At 46.3% G+C, this 18,027-nt stretch carries 18 protein-coding genes and 1 rRNA gene; 17 read left to right on the top strand and 2 right to left on the bottom strand.

Going from position 1 to position 18,027, the window contains the following annotated elements; all coding sequences use genetic code 11:
- The first annotated feature begins 3 nt into the window (after positions 1–3).
- The 17 genes from flgH (at position 4) to ACHUFW_RS10600 (ending at position 14,117) form a co-directional block, all read left to right on the top strand.
- Positions 4–666 carry a flagellar basal body L-ring protein FlgH gene (gene flgH / locus ACHUFW_RS10520; protein ID WP_394202852.1) on the top strand — a complete coding sequence of 221 codons (663 nt, stop codon included), beginning with the start codon at positions 4–6 and terminating at the stop codon, positions 664–666.
- A gap of 35 nt (positions 667–701) precedes the next feature.
- Positions 702–1,835 carry a flagellar basal body P-ring protein FlgI gene (locus ACHUFW_RS10525; RefSeq protein WP_394202854.1) on the top strand — a complete coding sequence of 378 codons (1,134 nt, stop codon included), beginning with the start codon at positions 702–704 and terminating at the stop codon, positions 1,833–1,835.
- Complete coding sequence (locus ACHUFW_RS10530) at positions 1,835–2,287, top strand: rod-binding protein (protein ID WP_394202855.1); 453 nt, start codon at positions 1,835–1,837, stop codon at positions 2,285–2,287. Before ACHUFW_RS10525 ends, ACHUFW_RS10530 begins: the two co-directional genes overlap by 1 nt.
- A gap of 31 nt (positions 2,288–2,318) precedes the next feature.
- Complete coding sequence (gene flgK / locus ACHUFW_RS10535; protein WP_394202856.1) at positions 2,319–3,683, top strand: flagellar hook-associated protein FlgK; 1,365 nt, start codon at positions 2,319–2,321, stop codon at positions 3,681–3,683.
- 24 nt (positions 3,684–3,707) lie between these two features.
- Positions 3,708–4,625 carry a flagellar hook-associated protein FlgL gene (gene flgL / locus ACHUFW_RS10540; protein WP_394202858.1) on the top strand — a complete coding sequence of 306 codons (918 nt, stop codon included), beginning with the start codon at positions 3,708–3,710 and terminating at the stop codon, positions 4,623–4,625.
- A 14-nt stretch (positions 4,626–4,639) separates the two neighbouring features.
- Positions 4,640–5,674 carry a hypothetical protein gene (locus ACHUFW_RS10545; protein ID WP_394202859.1) on the top strand — a complete coding sequence of 345 codons (1,035 nt, stop codon included), beginning with the start codon at positions 4,640–4,642 and terminating at the stop codon, positions 5,672–5,674.
- Positions 5,675–5,913: 239 nt separating this feature from the next.
- A complete protein-coding gene (locus tag ACHUFW_RS10550; protein ID WP_394202861.1) occupies positions 5,914–6,729 on the top strand; it encodes a flagellin N-terminal helical domain-containing protein in 816 nt (271 codons plus the stop codon).
- 301 nt (positions 6,730–7,030) lie between these two features.
- Complete coding sequence (gene fliD, locus ACHUFW_RS10555) at positions 7,031–8,386, top strand: flagellar filament capping protein FliD (RefSeq protein ID WP_394202862.1); 1,356 nt, start codon at positions 7,031–7,033, stop codon at positions 8,384–8,386.
- Positions 8,387–8,400: 14 nt separating this feature from the next.
- A complete protein-coding gene (gene fliS / locus ACHUFW_RS10560) occupies positions 8,401–8,781 on the top strand; it encodes a flagellar export chaperone FliS (RefSeq protein WP_394202864.1) in 381 nt (126 codons plus the stop codon).
- Positions 8,750–9,076 carry a hypothetical protein gene (locus ACHUFW_RS10565; protein WP_394202865.1) on the top strand — a complete coding sequence of 109 codons (327 nt, stop codon included), beginning with the start codon at positions 8,750–8,752 and terminating at the stop codon, positions 9,074–9,076. Before fliS ends, ACHUFW_RS10565 begins: the two co-directional genes overlap by 32 nt.
- Complete coding sequence (locus tag ACHUFW_RS10570) at positions 9,066–10,283, top strand: flagellar hook-length control protein FliK (RefSeq protein ID WP_394202866.1); 1,218 nt, start codon at positions 9,066–9,068, stop codon at positions 10,281–10,283. The genes ACHUFW_RS10565 and ACHUFW_RS10570 overlap by 11 nt, the downstream gene beginning before the upstream one ends.
- A gap of 15 nt (positions 10,284–10,298) precedes the next feature.
- On the top strand, positions 10,299–10,757 hold the full coding sequence (locus ACHUFW_RS10575) for a flagellar basal body-associated FliL family protein (protein ID WP_394202868.1): 459 nt from the start codon (positions 10,299–10,301) through the stop codon (positions 10,755–10,757).
- Positions 10,758–10,769: 12 nt separating this feature from the next.
- A complete protein-coding gene (locus ACHUFW_RS10580) occupies positions 10,770–11,489 on the top strand; it encodes an RNA polymerase sigma factor FliA (RefSeq protein WP_394202870.1) in 720 nt (239 codons plus the stop codon).
- Between the two features lie 12 nt (positions 11,490–11,501).
- Positions 11,502–12,359 carry a flagellar motor stator protein MotA gene (gene motA, locus ACHUFW_RS10585; protein ID WP_394202872.1) on the top strand — a complete coding sequence of 286 codons (858 nt, stop codon included), beginning with the start codon at positions 11,502–11,504 and terminating at the stop codon, positions 12,357–12,359.
- A complete protein-coding gene (locus ACHUFW_RS10590; protein ID WP_394202874.1) occupies positions 12,359–13,366 on the top strand; it encodes a flagellar motor protein MotB in 1,008 nt (335 codons plus the stop codon). Before motA ends, ACHUFW_RS10590 begins: the two co-directional genes overlap by 1 nt.
- Positions 13,367–13,389: 23 nt before the next feature.
- On the top strand, positions 13,390–13,791 hold the full coding sequence (locus ACHUFW_RS10595) for a hypothetical protein (RefSeq protein ID WP_394202876.1): 402 nt from the start codon (positions 13,390–13,392) through the stop codon (positions 13,789–13,791).
- Positions 13,792–13,829: 38 nt separating this feature from the next.
- Complete coding sequence (locus ACHUFW_RS10600; protein WP_394202878.1) at positions 13,830–14,117, top strand: hypothetical protein; 288 nt, start codon at positions 13,830–13,832, stop codon at positions 14,115–14,117.
- Positions 14,118–14,223: 106 nt separating this feature from the next.
- On the opposite strand, the gene ACHUFW_RS10605 is transcribed toward ACHUFW_RS10600, so the two are convergent.
- Together ACHUFW_RS10605 and rrf are read right to left on the bottom strand one after the other, a co-directional pair.
- Positions 14,224–16,632, bottom strand: coding sequence for a putative bifunctional diguanylate cyclase/phosphodiesterase (locus ACHUFW_RS10605; protein ID WP_394202879.1), 2,409 nt, complete (start codon positions 16,630–16,632; stop codon positions 14,224–14,226).
- A 1,054-nt stretch (positions 16,633–17,686) separates the two neighbouring features.
- A 5S ribosomal RNA gene (gene rrf, locus ACHUFW_RS10610) occupies positions 17,687–17,802 on the bottom strand.
- Between the last annotated feature and the right edge of the window lie 225 nt (positions 17,803–18,027).

The raw sequence follows: 18,027 nt of genomic DNA on the forward strand, positions 1-18,027 counted from the left end.
TTCATGCGTTTATTATGGATAGGTTTAGCCTTGCTACTGTCGGGATGTGCGGCACACTTTCCCGAGCCGGACACCAAACCCGGTGAGCCACAGTGGGCGCCACCAGAAATCGATTACAGCTTGCCTGAAGCAAAAAATGGCAGTGTATATCGTCAAGGTTACATGCTGACGTTATTTAAAGATAAGCGTGCATTTCGTGAAGGTGACATCTTAACAGTCGCCCTTGACGAGAAAACCTACTCCAGTAAGCGTGCAGACACCAAAGCTAACAAAGAGCAAGATATGGCCATTGGCGGCCAAGCCTCTACTGGCAGTGATAGCTACGCTGCCAGCGGCAGCGGGTCAACCTCACGTGGATTTAAAGGGTCTGGGTCGAGCACTCAGCAAAACCAGTTGTCTGGCTCGATTACCGTGACTGTCGCCAAAGTCTTACCCAATGGTGCATTACTGATCCGCGGCGAAAAGTGGTTACGACTCAACCAAGGTGATGAATACTTGCGCTTGCTCGGACTCATCCGCACCGATGACATAGGTAATGACAATACCATCTCATCACAACGTATTGCTGATGCCCGTATCATCTACGGTGGCCAAGGTGCCATTGCCGATAGCAATGCCATGGGATGGGCGGCACGCTATTTCAACAGTCCATGGTTCCCGCTGTAATGCTATTTACTTACTTAACGACACGAGGCGCCTGTATGCGACGACTACTTCTTGGACTTGCTAGCGCAATCCTAGTGATCTCTTCTGCAGCCACCCCAGTTTATGCGCAAGGCCAACAACGTTACTTGATGGATATCGTTGATGTACAGGGTATTCGAGATAACCAATTGGTTGGTTATGGTTTGGTGGTTGGTCTAGATGGCACAGGTGATCGCACCCAAGTGCGATTTACCAGTCAGTCAATCGTCAATATGCTCAAGCAGTTTGGCGTGCAAATTGACGATAAAACCGATCCTAAACTGAAAAATGTGGCCGCTGTTGCTGTGCATGCCACAGTGCCGCCACTAGCCAGCCCAGGTCAAACTTTGGATATCACAGTATCATCAATTGGCGATGCAAAAAGCTTACGTGGCGGCACCCTATTGATGACGCCACTACGGGCGGTAGATGGTGAGATCTATGCGGTTGCCCAAGGCAACTTAGTGGTCGGCGGCGTTTCTGCTCAAGGACGCAATGGCACATCGGTCACCATAAATGTTCCTACCGTCGGCAACATTCCTAATGGTGCCCTGCTTGAAGCCCCCATGCACAGTGACTTTACCGAAACCGAAGACATCGTGCTAAACCTGCGTAACCCCAGTTTCAAAACGGCCCGTAATATTGAACGCCAAGTCAATCAACTGTTTGGCCCAGATGTAGCCCGCGCCGACAGCCATGCCAAAGTGCTCGTCCGCGCACCGCAAACTAACCGCGAGCGAGTCACCTTTATGTCGATGCTGGAAGAGCTACAAATCGAGCAAGGACGAAAATCCCCGCGAGTGGTGTTTAATAGCCGCACTGGCACAGTGGTAATGGGCGGTGAAGTGGTTGTGCGTAAAGCCGCGGTAAGTCACGGCAACTTAACCGTGTCTATCGTTGAGCAGGAGTTTGTCAGTCAACCCAATGGCGCTTTTTGGGGCCAAGCTCAAGGCGAAACCGTGGTTACAACCGATAGCCAAATTGATATCGATACCGGTGACGGTCATATGTTCGTGTGGCCAGAAGGCATCATGCTTGAAGATGTGGTGCGTGCAGTGAATAGCTTAGGTGCTTCCCCAATGGATTTGATGGCGATTTTACAAGCGTTAGATGAAGCTGGCGCCCTTGAAGCAGAATTGGTGGTTATTTAATGAAACTCGACAACAACCACGGTTACATCGGTCAGCTGAATGCTAATGAGCTGATCAAAGCCAATGGTGAACATGGCGCCTTACAGGTTGTCAGCCAGCAATTTGAAGCCCAGTTTTTACAAACCGTGCTTAAGCAGATGCGCAGCGCCTCAGATGTACTGGCAGACAGTGATAACCCTTTATCGCCACAAAAAGACAGCATGTACCGAGATTGGCATGATGCCGAACTCGCAGGTCGATTGAGCCAAATGCAGTCCACAGGTCTCGCTCACATGATGACAAAACAATTGTCGGTGGCATTAAAGTCCGGTTCTGAATCGGTCGCCTCTACTAGTCATATGGTGACAATGCCCGCTGCAAACGCTGACAACACAGGCTCAACTAACCCTGCGACCACCGCGATGCAACCAGCTTTAATTGCGCCAAAGCTCAATCAAGTACCCAGTAAATAAACCGTCGCTTGGCGACATTTGAGGACTAACAATGAGTATGCTTAACATAGGCATGTCTGGACTAAATGCCAGCATGGCGGCTTTAAACTCAACGTCAAATAACGTAGCCAATGCCATGGTGCCAGGGTACTCTCGCCAGCAGGTGATGATGAGCTCTGTCGGTGGCGGGATCTATGGTAGCGGCGCAGGTGTGCAAGTTGATGGCGTCAGGCGCATTTCAGATCAATATGAAGTCGCCCAACTATGGAATACCACCAGCCAAGTCGGCTTTACTCAGGTACAAAGTAGCTATTATGGCCAAGTCGAGCAAATTTTTGGCTCAAAAGGGAACAGCATCTCCTTTGGATTAGACCAACTATTTGCATCGCTCAACTCGGCAATGGAACAACCCAGTGACGTAGCTTACCGTCAAGGCATTCTCAGTGAGTTCAAAGCAATGGGACAACGCTTTAACTCCATTAGTCAGGGACTGGACTCGCAATTGAGTCAAATTGAAGGGCAAATTGGTGCTTCAGCCAAAGAGATCAATACCCAGCTTGAAACCATTGCTCAATTCAACAAGGAAATTCAGCGCGCAGGCGACAATGTGCCAGCCGGACTGCTTGATGCTCGTGATGCCGCCATTGACGATCTGTCAAAACTGGTTGATATCAATGTAACCCATGACAGCAATGGCATGGTGAATATTTCATTAGCGCAAGGCCAGCCCTTACTATCCGGCACCACCAGCGCCAAATTTAACGTCAGCCCTGACCCCAACAATCCAGCGATTAGCAAGGTGACATTGCAGTTTGGTGAAGCCCATTTTCCTGTGGATGAAACAACGGGCGGCAGCTTAGGCGCGATGCTCGATTATCGCGACAATAGTCTTTTAGAGTCCAAAGCATTTATTGATGAAATGGCGGTAACTTTTGCTGAAGAGTTCAACGCTATTTTAGCAAACGGCACCGATCTGAATGGCAATACTCCCAGCCAAGACCTATTTACCTATGATCCGAATAACCCAGCAGGAAGTTTACGGGTCACTGATGGCTTTACAGCGGATATGTTGGCTTTTGGTCAAGACGGTACACCGGGTGACAACAGTAACTTAAAAGAACTCATAGAGCTCGCCAATAAAAGCTTTAGCTTTGGTTCAGCAGGTATTGAAGGCTCCATGGGCGATGCATATGCCGCGATGGTCGGCCAATTAGGTTCAGCTTCCCGTCAAGCCCAAATGAGTGAAGAAACCGCCATGGCCTTGCAGATGGAAGCACAAGCGCAATGGGCCAGTACCAGTGGCGTAAACATGGATGAAGAAGCGGTTAATTTAGTGGTTTATCAACACTCTTATCAGGCGAACGCCAAAGTCATTGCTGCGGCCGATCAGCTATTTCAAACCATTTTGAATATATAGATTTAGTCAATTTAAGGTAGTTATATGCGCGTTAGTACTCAAAATTTATATGCCAGTAACCTCAACAGCTTACAAAACTCGACGGCTGATATTGCTAGACTGAATCAAATGATGGCGACCGGGAAGTCCATATTGCGCCCATCTGATGACCCTATTGGGTCTGTTAAGGTGATTGCGAGCCAGCGCAATGTTGCTGAAACCGAGCAATATCTAAAAAATATCGAATCATTGAGTGTCAGTTTTGGCCGCGCCGAAACCCACTTATCTTCCATGGTTGAAGTGCAGCAGCGCATGCGTGAAATCACGGTAGCCGCGAACAACGGTGCATTATCCCCAGAAGATCGCGCGGCGTATGCCACCGAATTAGAAGAGCTACTTGAAACGATCGTCGGCAGTATCAATGCCCAAGACGACGCAGGTAATTATCTATTTTCGGGCAATGAGACTAAAACCGCGCCTATCACTCAAGATGCTAACGGCAACTACATCTATCAGGGCGATACCAACCACCGCGAAGTGCAAACCTCGGGCTCATCTTGGATGACTGCTAACGTCACAGCCCAAGAGTTTATCTTTAGCAATGGCAGCAATGATATCCTTAATCAAACTCAAGCCTTTATTGATGCATTAAACGACCCTAGCTTAGCCCCTGGCGATCCAGCATTTGAAGCCGCGGCTAATGGCATGTTAACCACCTTAGATGACACCCTCGCCAGCATTGGCGGTGCCATTACTGATATAGGTGGCAAACAAAACAGTTTGCAGCTGATTCAAGAATCACATGAAGAGATGGTGTTATTTAACCAAGAAGTGATTGGCGATACCGAAGGGCTAGATTATGCGCAAGCTACTGCTGAGTTTAATCTCAAGTTGACCACCCTAAAGGTTACGCAACAAACCTTTGTACAGGTCAGTCAGCTCACCTTGTTTAATCAGTTATAACGGATAGGTAAATTATGTCGACGGTCAATAGTGTTGTTGATACCCACAATATTGCTCAGCGTAGTCAGACGGTTACGGCTGCGCCTACTGAGCAGGCTACAACACTAGAGACCCAAAAGCCGCTAGAGAAGTCGGCAATCCCAACCCATAGACTAGAAAGCTATCAACGTTGGGCAACGGTAACTCAAGGACAACACAAGGTATCAGCGGCACAAGTGGCGGAACAAGGCCTTAAACAGGTCAGCACCTTGCTTAAGCAACTACAAAAACAAGCAAAAGCCAGCTTAGTGAATGACCCCAATCGCGCCAATATGGCAAACCAACAAGCCCAACAACTGCAGCAGCAACTGACAGATGTCAATGTTCGATACTTTGATAAACCACTGTTAGATCATCAGCTTAATCTGATTACAGCGCAACGCCCGGCAGCGAAGCATCAGTTTGTTATGCGCTCGGTTGATTTGGCTAGCCCAAAAGCACGTGATGAACAGATTCAAGTTCAGGTAAACGGCGAATCTGCCACCATTTTACTTCCCGGTAATAGCGACAGTAAAACACTGCAAAAACAACTTGCTAAAGGGCTAGCTCCGTTAGGCATTGAGGTAAGCAATAGCGCTTCAGGAACACGGTTTGCCAGTGATAGTCAGCATTGGCAACAGTTGCAACAAGGAATTTTGATGACAGGGCAAGGTCAACGATTACCTGCTGGCGAACCTCGTACTATCAAGGTTCAAGAACAGCTAAGCTGGCAAGATCCACGCGAATGGCAATTGGGAAGTAATGAAGAGCTTAAACAAGCCATAGCTAAAATCACTAAATCGCTATTTAAGGTCGAGCAGCAACTTAGCGAAATTCAAGACGCCAAACAAAAAATGCAGCAACAACTGCATAAAATCAATCGTAGTCACAGTCAGCACACCAATGTTGAACAAACACTTGAGCAACTCCATGGCATGATGCAAACCACGCCTTTTTCATTGCAAGTCACCTCTATGATGGCGCAAGCCAATGTGTCTCGCTCCCACGTCAGCGCCCTACTCAAAAGCTAATCCAACCTACCAACAGCAAAAAAACCGCTTTTAGCGCTAAAAAACAACATTTAAAATAATTAAAAATCATAAGCTTACAACTTTTTTACGATTTTTTTTCGCTTGCGGTTCAGTTTCGATTTTCAGCGTCGTTTTATCAATTATGAGAGACAACAGATTATTTAACGTTAACTTATCGAGAGTCTGTTTCTCCTATGAGTTGACGTTGAATAGCCATAACCTTACTTGGAGAAACAGCCATGTTATCAGTTCATACTAATTACGCCTCAATGGTAGCTCAAAATGCAGTAGGCAAAAACAATAGCCTACTTACAACATCAATGGAACGCCTATCAACAGGTCTTCGTATCAACAGCGCTGCTGACGATGCTGCAGGCCTGCAAATCGCGAATCGCCTGAATGCAAATGTTACTGGAATGGAAACCGCTAACCGAAATATTTCTGACGCAACTTCTATGCTACAAACTGCTGATGGTGCGCTAGACGAGCTAACAACTATCGCTAACCGTCAACAAGAACTAGCCACCCAGGCTGCTAACGGCGTAAACTCAACTGATGATTTAGCCGCATTAGAAGCTGAATACAACGAATTAAACGCCGAAATTACTCGTATTATTGATAACACAGAATTTGCAGGTAACAATTTATTTGAAGCAGGGGCTGGTGTTCTTGTTAACGGTGTTGACTTCCAAATTGGCGCAGGTTCAGGCGAACAACTCAACGTGTCAATTAACGGTGGATACACTGTGGCAGATGTCGATTGGAGCGGTGCTACAGACGACCCAACAGATGCAATTGACGCAGTACAAACGTTTACTGCTGCTGTAGGCGCAGATCGCTCAACATTAGGTGCTAATATAAACCGCCTAGGTCACACAGCTTCTAACCTAGCCAATATTACAGAAAACACTAAAGCAGCTTCTGGTCGCATAATGGACACCGACTTTGCCGTTGAAACGGCCAACATGACTAAGAACCAACTATTAGTTCAGGCTGGTACTAGCATTCTATCTTCTGCCAACCAGAATACTGGTTTGGTTATGGGTCTGCTATAAGCCTAGCCTACCACTAGGTTCCAACCTATTTGAGGGAGCATTTATGCTCCCTTTTTTTATTCCCCATCACATATTTCAACGCTTTAGTCACCGATTCGCTTAAGCACGACATAGTTTTCGTCGCCTTATCAACACTAACAACAAACACATACGGTTCAATAAGTTAAAGCGGAAAATTCGATTCCCGTTAGCCTCCCATAGCGGAAGTTTACCGGACAAGATCTATTAATGAACCATTGAGAAACAATAACTTAGCAATTGGCACAGACTTTGCGGTAGCCCCAACGACTGGAGGAAACACATGATATCAGGTATTAGTGCAGCACAATTTGCCGAGCAGCTCATCATGGCTGAGCGCATGGGAAAAGATCAGCTGTATAAAACACAAATGAACCGCTATGAAGCCCAACTTAGCGCGTATGAAGTGTTAGAGAAAAGCCTCAACACAATGACCAGTAAGCTGGAACGTATTGACGGCGATGGTTTCGATGAAAAGACCGTGTCGGTGAGTGATGATAACGCCTCCGTCACAGTAAGCCCTGATGCGCCCGAAGGCCAATACGATCTCTATATCCAACAACTTGCACAAGCTCACCAGCTATCCAAAACATTTGCTAGCGAAGATGCTACCGGCTTACCCACCACAGGTAACTTAACCCTGGAAGTGGGTGGTGAAGTGTTAACTTTAGATATGGGAGCCATTAACAGTGACGGCTCGCTCACCATTAGCCAGTTACGTGACTACATCAATGACCACCCTGACAATCCTGGGGTGCAAGCTTCCTTGGTGCGCACTGGGGGCAATGTCGAGTTTATGCTCACATCAAAAGAGACCGGGGCAAGCAGTCAAATCACCATCAAACACGATGGCAATGATATCGGCATGACCGAACGTCGCGCAGCGCAGGATGCGCTAGTAACGTTAAATGGCATCGACATATCCAGCAGTAGCAACTATTTAGAAAATGTCATTGATGGTGTCAATGTCGATTTGAACAAAACCCACCAAAGCGGTGAGAGCACCACCATTACTATCGGTACCGATTACGAAGCGAGTCAAACTGCGGTGACCGACTTTGTTGATGCCTTTAATGAATTGATGGATCAAATCAATAAGCTGACCCGCTCGATGGGTAGTGAAGTTGCCGATGATATCGACAAAGATAAAGACAAGGATGACGAAGACGATGAGGACAGCAGCACCAGCATAAGCGAAGACCAGCTAGGTGTACTAAAAGGCGATGCAAGCATTCGTATGCTGCAAAACAGCATGCGGCAAATGGTATTTGAGCCTTCAGCAAATGGTATGCGCTTATCTGATATCGGCATCGAAATGGGCCGAGACGGCAAGCTCACCGTTGATGAAGACAAACTCTCTGATGCGCTAAAAAGCGATCCTAGTGCGGTTAAATCTATGTTTGTTGATGACGGCGGCTACGTCGATCGCATCGACAACATCATCGATCCCTTCACTAAATCCAATGGTTACCTCGATCTCAAACAAGACAACTTGGACTCTCAAGTGTCACGTGTCGAAGACAACATGGAACGACACGATTACCACATGCAACAGCGCTACCAAATTTACTTAGCCCAATTTACTGCAATGGAGTCCAACATCGCCAAGATGAGCTCTGCTAGCGGTTTGTTTTATTAAGGATACCGATCACTATGTTGAACGAAAATGATCCCTTTAGTGCATACAGGCACACCACCATTGATGCACGAGCTGCTGCAGCCAACCCCCACGAAATGGTGCGGATGCTATTAGATGGCTTACTCGATGAATTAGAGCGCACCAGTGGCTTTATGCAACGTCGTAGCTTCGAGCAAAAGGGTGGCAGCATCAATAAATGTCTCAACATAGTGCATGGTTTGGACTCCATGTTAGACCTCGACAACGGCGGTGAAGTCGCCGCCAATCTCAATAAATTATATGACTACTGCAGTCGTCAGTTGGTGACTGCAAGCGTCGAAAACAACCCTCAGGCACTAACTCCCATAATAAAGGTAATCAGCGATGTCAGAGCAGGCTGGGCCAATCTCAATTGAACGATGGCAACAATTTGAAGTTGCGCTCAACAAGTATGCACAACAAAAAGACTGGGACCGGGTGATCTTAGTGAATGACCGTATGATTCAAACGCTAAAACAAGCAGGCAAACCAACCACACGATCTCAGCTTATTGCACGACAGGCTTTGGCGAAAACCCATGCCAATATTTTACAGCAGCTGCAGCAAGCTAAAGCTCAACTTGCCCATGAAATAGAACAATTTAAACAACAACAAGAAGGGCTGGCGGCCTACCAGCTAACAAGCTTGAGTGGTGATAACAATGATGATTAGCCCAGCTGTAACCCTCGACAAGCTATCAGAGACCGAAACTCAAATACTCGATAACCAAGGTGAGCCAAGCCTTGAACGGTTTGTTGATCTGTTAATGTCGCCCGTGGCATCTGCTACGCCTCAACTGCCTCAAGCAAGCTTTCAGGGCGAACAACAGTTGCAAAGTCTAAATAACACAGCTTCACTGCCCTACGATATGCAGCACGACCCTAAACTCGCTTTGCAACAACCTAATGCATTAATCAAGCATGATCTAAGTATAGATAAAGGCTTATACCCACAAGCAGACATTAAAGCTGTATATCTCAACAGCCAGCCAGTCAATGACGTTAAGTCACTCGATATTTCGCGTGCCGCAATGACCAACACAAATGCCAACACTACAGATCAATTATTGACTGATAAGCTAGCCACGACACAACTGAGCGATAGCCACCGTCAGCCAAGCTCGGTACCCCTGGTCAACACACCAATCAATCTAGCGGCAAGTCGCGCGCCTGCCACCACAGATTTAACCGCGCCGAGCAGTCAAACAGCCACAACCAGCATAGCGGGCCAAAACCTAGCCACAACAGACGAGGCGCATTTGCTATCGACAAAAGGCCAGCAGCGACTGAGTGGCTCGATGAGTGGCATTACACCCAACTTATTGAATATGGCAATGCCAGAGCAAAGCAGCCTTTCAACAAGAAATGAAATTACCTCATCAGCGTTGCACACCGAACTTACCGCCGCTATTGCGGCCAAGCCATCCACTGCTACTCAGGTTAGTCAGTGGGGACCGGTATCTATTGCTACCGCTGCGCCACAACTGCAACAGGCACAGCAACTGTTAACCCCGTTACGCGAGCAACTGAGATTTCAAATAGATCAACAGATCAAAACAGCGGAGCTACGCCTCGACCCACCATCTCTGGGCAAAGTAGAGCTTAATATCCGCCTAGATGGCGATCGCTTACATATTCAAATGCACGCGGCCAATGCATCAGTGCGCGACTCGTTATTGATGGGTTTAGAGCGATTAAGAACGGACTTAGCTAACGATCATGGCGGCCAGGTTAATGTTGATATTAGCCAGGGTGATTCGCACTCAAAACAGCAACAAACAGAACAACATGCCATCTCCAGCACCGCAATGCTAGACGATAGTGCAACTTCAGAACCTTCACAGGATGCGACATCACATCAAGTCGATCTACTTGCCTAATTTAAGGAAATTATCATGGCATTGCAAAACAGTAGCATAAGCAAAAAACTATTCTGGATTTTCGCCATCTTGTTGTGGAGTGGCGGCCTATTTTGGGCTGGGTGGCAGTCACCAACGTTAATTGGCGGCCCATTTGTCAACCAACAAGAACAGCCTGATGTGGCACGTTTCTATCCACTAGATCGATTTGTCATCTCAGTCCCTGGTGACAATACCCCTCACTACCTACTGCTGGAATTAGCCCTAAAAAGTCGCTCGCAAAACGTCAGCGCCACCCTACAAGCTGCCGATCCTGTGGTCAGAAACTCATTAATGAAAATGTTTTCCCGTAAACACTTCGACCAACTTAACGACGCGAATCAACTGGAAGGCCTACAAAATGAAGCACTGCTATTGCTTTCAGAAGTGATGATTGAAAACCAGTTTCCCCTAGAAATTGACGAGGTGTTGTTCACTCGCATGGTGATTCAATAATAAGGAGAAGCTATGAGTGCAGCCCAGTTAAGCTACCCACCTCAGTCCGAGAGCAGCAGCTCACGCCTCAGTGAAGCTCAGGTTATGCAGCAATACCTGCCCTTGGTAAAGCGTTCAGTATCGCAACTAAGAAGTCACTGCGGCACAGTAATGACCAGCGAAGATATGGAGCAAATCGGCCTAATGGCCTTGCTTGAGTCCTCACGGCGCTACCCAGGCGAGTACGACAATGGTTTCCTGTCTTTTGCTGGTCAACGGATTCGCGGCGCAATTTTAGATGAGTTACGTCGCCAAGACTGGCGGCCAAGACCAGTAAGACAACAAGCCCATGAACTCAATGACCGAGTCAGAAGTTTAACTAAACAACTAGGTCGGCCACCCAGTGATCTTGAAGTCGCTGACGCCATGGGGCTGTCACAACAGCAATATAGAGAACGCCTCTATGCCTCGCAATCTGAATCAATGAAGAGCTTGGATACCATGCTGAGCAACGGTGACAGCTTTAAAGATAACAATAACGTCATTGAACAATTTTCCGCCAAACAAACTTTATTATCGGCAATCGCAAAATTAAACAAAAGAGAACAAGTGATCCTGTCGCTTTACTATCAACATGAACTCAATTTAAAAGAAATTGCCGGTACATTGGGATTAACTGAAACACGGATTTGCCAAATACATAAACAAGCCGTGAAACAACTTCAGCAAATCTACCAGCAATGGGATCGTTAAAGGTAGTGATATATGAGTAAGTTTGTCGGGCTGTTTATCATTCTAATCTCGGTTTTTGGTGGCTATGTTTGGGCCGGTGGTAGCCTTAATTCACTATGGCAACCTGCGGAGATTGTCATCATCTTTGGTGCCGGGCTTGGTGCGCTGATTATTGCCAACCCCAAAGCGGTACTGATTGAGATGCGTCAACAACTCAAAGACCTGGTTAGCAACGAACAAGAAGATCCCGAGCTTTATCCACAGCTGTTCGGCCTAATGGGCATACTAATGGGTCAAATTCAATCTCAAGGCCTAAAAGTATTGGATGACCATATTGAAAAGCCTCAAGAAAGCTCACTATTTCTGATGTTTCCCACGGTGCTTGAGCACCCAAATGTTTTACAGTTTTTAATAGATAATTTGCGCCTACAATCAATAGGTAAAATTTCCGCTCACGATTTAGAGCATATTCTGGAAGAAGAGATACACCGCATTGAGGAAGACCGCCTCAGACCTTCTCTGGCACTAGGACGCGTGGCAGAAGCCATGCCAGGCTTTGGTATTCTTGCTGCGGTAATGGGCATTATTATCACTATGTCTAGTATCGACGGCCCAATAACCATGATTGGGGTCAAAGTCGCCGCCGCACTAGTTGGCACCTTTATTGGTATCTTCGCGTGTTACTGTATTTTTGAACCTCTCTCAAAAGCGTTAGAGCACTTGGTTGACCGGAAATCTGCGCAGTTAAGGTGTGTGGCAGCCATGCTAAGTGCATTCGCCAAAGGTAAACCACCTATGTTGGCGATCGACGCGGGAAGGAAACAGATCCAAAGCGAAAATAGACCAAGCTTTATTGAACTTGAGCGTTGGATGGTGGAGCAACAAAGCTAATGGCGCTAAAACCTCAACCTGTCATCATCAAGCGCAAGCCTAAACGTCGTCACCGTGGTAACCATGGTGGTGCATGGAAAGTGGCATTCGCTGATTTCACCTTAGCCATGATGGCATTATTCATGGTGTTATGGATTTTGCAGATCGCTGATAAGCAAGAGCGCAGCATGATAGTTCAGTACTTGCGCGGTGACATGTTTGCGTCTGGCTCAATCAACCCATTTGATCTAAGCCAGTCCCCTTCAATGGTCGATCTTAATGGTAGCATTGCCTTGCAACAAGCCATCTTGCCGGCAACGGGCACGGGAGTGGAAAGAGCGGGACCTGCTATTCACAATCATATTCCTGCCGGTGAAAGTAATCCTAAAGCCGGTCGAGGTCCTGAGCTTAACTCGCTTGTACCTGGGCAGTTTGAAACCCAAGCGCAACTCGAGTTTTTAGCCCGGGAAATTGAAGAGGTCATTGAGCAAGTTAACCTAACTTCTAATGTCTCCATTCGTATTGTGCCACAGGGCATACGTATTCTGGTTCATGACAATGTGCACCAATTTATGTTTACTCGAGGCAGTGCAGAGATGATGCCCTATTTCGAAGACCTACTTATGGCCTTAGGCCCAATTCTTGGCAAAGTAGAGAATCGTATCAGCATATCAGGGCATACTGACTCCACCCCTTACGCTGGTAGAAACTTCACCAATTGGGAGCTATCGAGCAAGCGGGCGCTGATTGCACGCCGAGCGCTAGAATACGGTGGAGTCCAGCCTAATCAAGTGATTCAAGTTACCGGTATGGCCGACCAAGTGCCTTATATTGTTGATGACCCGGCCGCAGCTGCCAACCGACGAATAGAAATGTTGGTGTTAACAACTGATGCGACAAACCAACTAAAAGAGATGGCAGGACTTCCTAGTCAATACAGCGAAGATCCTAATATTGAACAAGCAAAACGTACTGCTGAGAAAAATCAGCCCCGCACCAGTTACCCTGAGCAATGGCTATCTCAATGAGGCCACGTAAAAAGCCCAGGCAGTTGGGTACACGTTCCGACGAGATAAAAGCCGATGACGACAACCGAGATCATCAACGTCATAGCCTGCGTGTTCGCCCCAACAGCGATTTAGCGCTGGCCTGTGACGGTGTTACCACCGAACTATATCAACGCAAATGGTGGGGTAAACGGCGTCTAGGCATTGCCAATATCAAAGATATTAGTTTAGGTGGCATAGGCTTCATTAGTAGTGTGCAGTTACAACCAAACAGCAAATTAAAGTTAGCTATTGAGCAAAAGGATATGGAAATCGAAATCATGCGCTGCTTAATGATCAACAACAAGCTGTGGTTTTATGGCGCTAAATGGCTCATTCCCGACGACCCATGGGTGGTGAAGTTTATTAGTAGTATGCGCCAACGCCAAGCTCATAACGGCCAGTAACAAGCAACGATTTGGTGATAATACCTTAGGGAGAGACAATGGCTAACGCTTATAAGCGCAAGGGGCCAGATGGGTTGCAGAAGTTATTTTTATACCTCATCTTGCTTCATTGGTTAATCCTAATTTATACGGCGACAACCATACAAGATATGACTTTTCGCCATGGCGTATTGGCATCGCTGATGTTAGCCCTGTTCAACTTAATACTCGTGAATCTTTGCTACCGCAGAGCCAGACGCAGCGGCGACAGCTATTTAATTTATCCGGTAGTTGCGGGCGCGTTATTGGCTTTTATTTTAATGAGCTACTTCTTTTTCTTTATATAGAGCACGTGAGTTTAACGCAGTGAAATAGGCTGGCGAGCAACAAGCGCGCGATCTGCACAACTAGCGATCAATAAACACTTAGCAACAATCGCAACTGTGACTCTCGCTAATGAGTCACACTCACCGCGGCGGTGCGATTGAGTTCCAGGAGTTCAATTAAGGCTAACTCCGGCATCGGTCGGTGGAAATAGTAACCTTGGTAGGTATCACAGCCAAATGACTTCAGCCACTGCGCCTGTTGCTCGGTTTCAACGCCTTCTGCAACAAACTCCAAATTCAAGCTATGTGCCATATCTATCACCGACTTAACGATTGCACCGGAACCTTCGGTGTCATTGATATGCCTGATAAAGCTCGCATCTAACTTCAATCGGTTAAGGGGCAAACTCTGAATATAACTCAATGAACTATAGCCAGTTCCAAAGTCATCAACAGCAATACTTACACCTGCATTTCGCAAAATAGACATGGTTTCTTTGACTTGCTGAAGATTACTTAACAAGGCATATTCGGTCAGCTCCAGCTCTATCATCTGTGGGCGAACATCCTGTTTAGCCAAGGTAGCCAGTAAGGTATTAGCAAATTCAGGTTGATTAAATTGTCTTGCACTGACATTGACAGAAAATAGCGGCGCAATCAGCCCCATTGCCTCAATATTGTTAATCAACTGACATACAGACTCGATAACCCACTGCCCAAGTTCGACGATGAGTTCACTTCCCTCCACGATCGGAATAAATATACCGGGAGAAATATGGCCTTTTTCAGGGTGGTACCAACGTAACAGCGCCTCAACTGAACGCAAACGCCCTCGTGCATCAACCAAAGGCTGGAACACTAAGCTCAATTGATTGCGAGCGATTGCGTGACCTAACTCATTACGAATCAGCTGATGTTGCTTGGCCTTGGCTTCCATATCTGGCGTGTACAGTACACAGGCGTCTTTGCCATTTTCCTTTGCCTGAGACATGGCTAAATCTGCACGCCTCAATATCTGCTCAGGTTCAACCTTCTCCTGGTAACCTATGGTTGCAATACCGACACTGGCGGACACGTTAAGGGTATTATTGTTGATATAAAAACTTCGTGCGATTAACTGCCTAATCTGACTCGCAAGCGCCGCAGCACGGCGATTCGCATCACCAATTTCCGCCGGCAAATGTTTCACCAAAATCACAAACTCATCTGCCGCTAAACGTGCAATCAATGCATTGTTTGAAAAATAGCTGGAAAGGCGGGCAGCAATTTGAATAAGTAGTCTATCGCCTGCGTGGTGGCCTAAGGTGTCATTAATCCCTTTAAAGTTATCAAGATCTACAACGAATACCGCCGCACTGTCGAGACACTGGCTTTGTTTGATCTCATAAAGCTCATCAAGTAACGAGCGCCTGTTGGCTAAGTCAGTAAGCTGATCATGGCTAGTTTGGTGGGATACGGTTTTCTGATTTCTCACATCCTCGGAGACATCACTATGAGTACCAATCATCCTGAGCGGATTGCCTTCTTTATCCCAATCGACAATCATTCCCCGATCTAACACCCAGATATAATGGCCCTGTTTATGTTTCAAACGATGCACGTTTTCAAACGAATCTGCATGGCCAGAAAGATAACTATTCAGTGCTTGTAGGACGTCAGCTTTATCATCTGGATGAATTTTACTTTCCCATGTATCGAAACAGCCCGTTAACTCATCAGGCGCATAACCAATCATGTCCTTCCAACGATCAGAGTAATAGACCTGATTTTTCTGTAAATTCCAATCCCATATTCCATATTGAGAAACCTCGACCGCAAACAACCAGCGCTGCTGACTATCTTTTAGTTCGATTTGATTGGCTTGATAACGTTGAGAAACGTGGTTGATCTGCTGTTGCAGCTTAGTAATTTCACTAAAGGGAGAGCGTACACTCAACGTATCGCCATTATAATTGGTAAAGAAAGGATGGTTAGCTAGCTTGCCTAATGGACGCAGCAATAGCAGATAGACAACAATGCCGAATAACAACAATCCGAGAACGGCCAATAACAACACCCTGACACCGCTAGACAGCAGTTGCTTGTCCATTGCTGACAATACAGGCGCTAAGTCATATTCATAATAAATAATGTTGGGGCTAGTTACATCTAAAGCACCATGCTCTAACTGCAAAGGGTAATAGGCCTGCAACGACTGGCGGCTGGGATTAAAAAACAGATCTGCTTGATTACTCGCTACGCTAGCCGCATGTTTCTGTGCGCTATAGCCATCAATCACTAAACTAGCGAGGCTGGTTTTCCAAACCACGTAATTTGAAAAACGAATGCTGCCGTCCTGATCCAAGAGCGTATAAACCGTGGTACTAAGATCAGTGGCTGCCACAGAGATTTCATCTTCAATACGTGCATAATCTCGTTCAGCAATCGCTTCTGCTGCAACATATTTCATACGCATCAACTGCTGTTGCGTTGCTGTTTGATGACGTTCGAGCAGGAGTCTAAGTTGCGATTCTCTTTCAGCAAAATAGGCAGTCACACCTAAGCCACAGAAGAGACACAATCCGATTGTTACGAGGGCATAAGCCAATGGTACACATTTAACGAGTCGTGTTAACAATCATTCTTCCCTACAAGGATTATTATTATTATTTAATGCCAATACGCATTTGCTGATAAAAACCGCAATTTTGTATTAAACAGAGAGCATTGTCACATAATTTAATAATAAGCCAAAGTAGCAATTAACACAGAAAATATAATTTGAGCCTTTTAATCTCAGAACAATCATAGCAATGACCTACATGGACTTGGAAAGTGTCGATAATGCAGAAGCACATAATCACACTCGCTTCACGCAGTGAACACATGGGGGGAAGAAGCTCTGCTATGAATGCAACGCATTCAGGAGCTTAGTTGCTTAGTGACTTGTTACGAAGCTGGAAGCGAGGCACACGGCCTTTCCTTGCCATCCATGCCATCAAGGCATTTGTTAATCCTAAACATCAGAAGTGCCGAATGTCAGAAACGCTGGAGCAGTTTCTTGCCAAGCTTAGCGGTAGGTCGACATCGAGGGTATGCAATTACGCGAAACATATATAAAAAAGCCTAGCAACGATTGTGATGAAGAACACTACCGCTAAACAGAAATGTTCCATATCCAACACCAATATTCGCTCTACGATGAATAAAGTATTACTCATTTAGGACAACCATAGAAATGACCTACTCTCGTAGTTCGCGCAGCGAACACATGGGGGCGAAGAAGCTCTGCTATGAATGCAACGCATTCAGGAGCTTAGTAGCTTAGTGACTTGTTACGAAGCTGGAGAGCCCGCTTAGCGACGGGGTGACGTAGGGCGTCTGGAAATGGCCAGCTACGCTAAAGCTCCGCGCTCATAAGCACATCGCTACCGCGATATTCGCCCTACTCCACATGGGTACTGAACCTCACTGCGTTCGGGCTTTTTACTTCCCCATGTTCGAGTGTCATTTCAAATCCCGTTAAACGAAAAAATCCCCAACACAAAGTGCTGGGGGTTTATCGTTACTGTTTTGTCTTCACTTTTCTAAAAAGTGAAAACCAAAGTGGCGTCTGGAAATGACCTACTCTCACATGGGGAGACCCCACACTACCATCGGCGCAATTGCGTTTCACTTCTGAGTTCGGGATGGGATCAGGTGGGACCACAATGCTATGGTTTCCAGACATAAAATTGTATGGAACAAATTTTAAACGCACTTTAGTGCGGCCCGTTAGGGTCAAATACATGGATGTATTTGATAAATTCATTCCTTTTTAAATTTAGAAAGCTGCTTGAGTCCACTTCAATCAAGTGTCTTTTAATCTTTTCAATTAGTAAAACCCATTAGGGTTGTATGGTTAAGCCTCACGAGTCATTAGTACATGTTAGCTCAACGCCTCACAACGCTT

This window comes from Shewanella waksmanii (assembly GCF_043643685.1).
GTDB classification, from domain to species: domain Bacteria; phylum Pseudomonadota; class Gammaproteobacteria; order Enterobacterales; family Shewanellaceae; genus Shewanella; species Shewanella waksmanii_A.

Bases quoted from the DNA above. Each gene is read 5' to 3' on its own strand.
- flgH (WP_394202852.1), top strand. From the start codon at position 4: ATGCGTTTATTATGGATAGGTTTAGCCTTGCTACTGTCGGGATGTGCG.
- ACHUFW_RS10525 (WP_394202854.1), top strand. From the start codon at position 702: ATGCGACGACTACTTCTTGGACTTGCTAGCGCAATCCTAGTGATCTCT.
- ACHUFW_RS10530 (WP_394202855.1), top strand. From the start codon at position 1,835: ATGAAACTCGACAACAACCACGGTTACATCGGTCAGCTGAATGCTAAT.
- flgK (WP_394202856.1), top strand. From the start codon at position 2,319: ATGAGTATGCTTAACATAGGCATGTCTGGACTAAATGCCAGCATGGCG.
- flgL (WP_394202858.1), top strand. From the start codon at position 3,708: ATGCGCGTTAGTACTCAAAATTTATATGCCAGTAACCTCAACAGCTTA.
- ACHUFW_RS10545 (WP_394202859.1), top strand. From the start codon at position 4,640: ATGTCGACGGTCAATAGTGTTGTTGATACCCACAATATTGCTCAGCGT.
- ACHUFW_RS10550 (WP_394202861.1), top strand. From the start codon at position 5,914: ATGTTATCAGTTCATACTAATTACGCCTCAATGGTAGCTCAAAATGCA.
- fliD (WP_394202862.1), top strand. From the start codon at position 7,031: ATGATATCAGGTATTAGTGCAGCACAATTTGCCGAGCAGCTCATCATG.
- fliS (WP_394202864.1), top strand. From the start codon at position 8,401: ATGTTGAACGAAAATGATCCCTTTAGTGCATACAGGCACACCACCATT.
- ACHUFW_RS10565 (WP_394202865.1), top strand. From the start codon at position 8,750: ATGTCAGAGCAGGCTGGGCCAATCTCAATTGAACGATGGCAACAATTT.
- ACHUFW_RS10570 (WP_394202866.1), top strand. From the start codon at position 9,066: ATGATGATTAGCCCAGCTGTAACCCTCGACAAGCTATCAGAGACCGAA.
- ACHUFW_RS10575 (WP_394202868.1), top strand. From the start codon at position 10,299: ATGGCATTGCAAAACAGTAGCATAAGCAAAAAACTATTCTGGATTTTC.
- ACHUFW_RS10580 (WP_394202870.1), top strand. From the start codon at position 10,770: ATGAGTGCAGCCCAGTTAAGCTACCCACCTCAGTCCGAGAGCAGCAGC.
- motA (WP_394202872.1), top strand. From the start codon at position 11,502: ATGAGTAAGTTTGTCGGGCTGTTTATCATTCTAATCTCGGTTTTTGGT.
- ACHUFW_RS10590 (WP_394202874.1), top strand. From the start codon at position 12,359: ATGGCGCTAAAACCTCAACCTGTCATCATCAAGCGCAAGCCTAAACGT.
- ACHUFW_RS10600 (WP_394202878.1), top strand. From the start codon at position 13,830: ATGGCTAACGCTTATAAGCGCAAGGGGCCAGATGGGTTGCAGAAGTTA.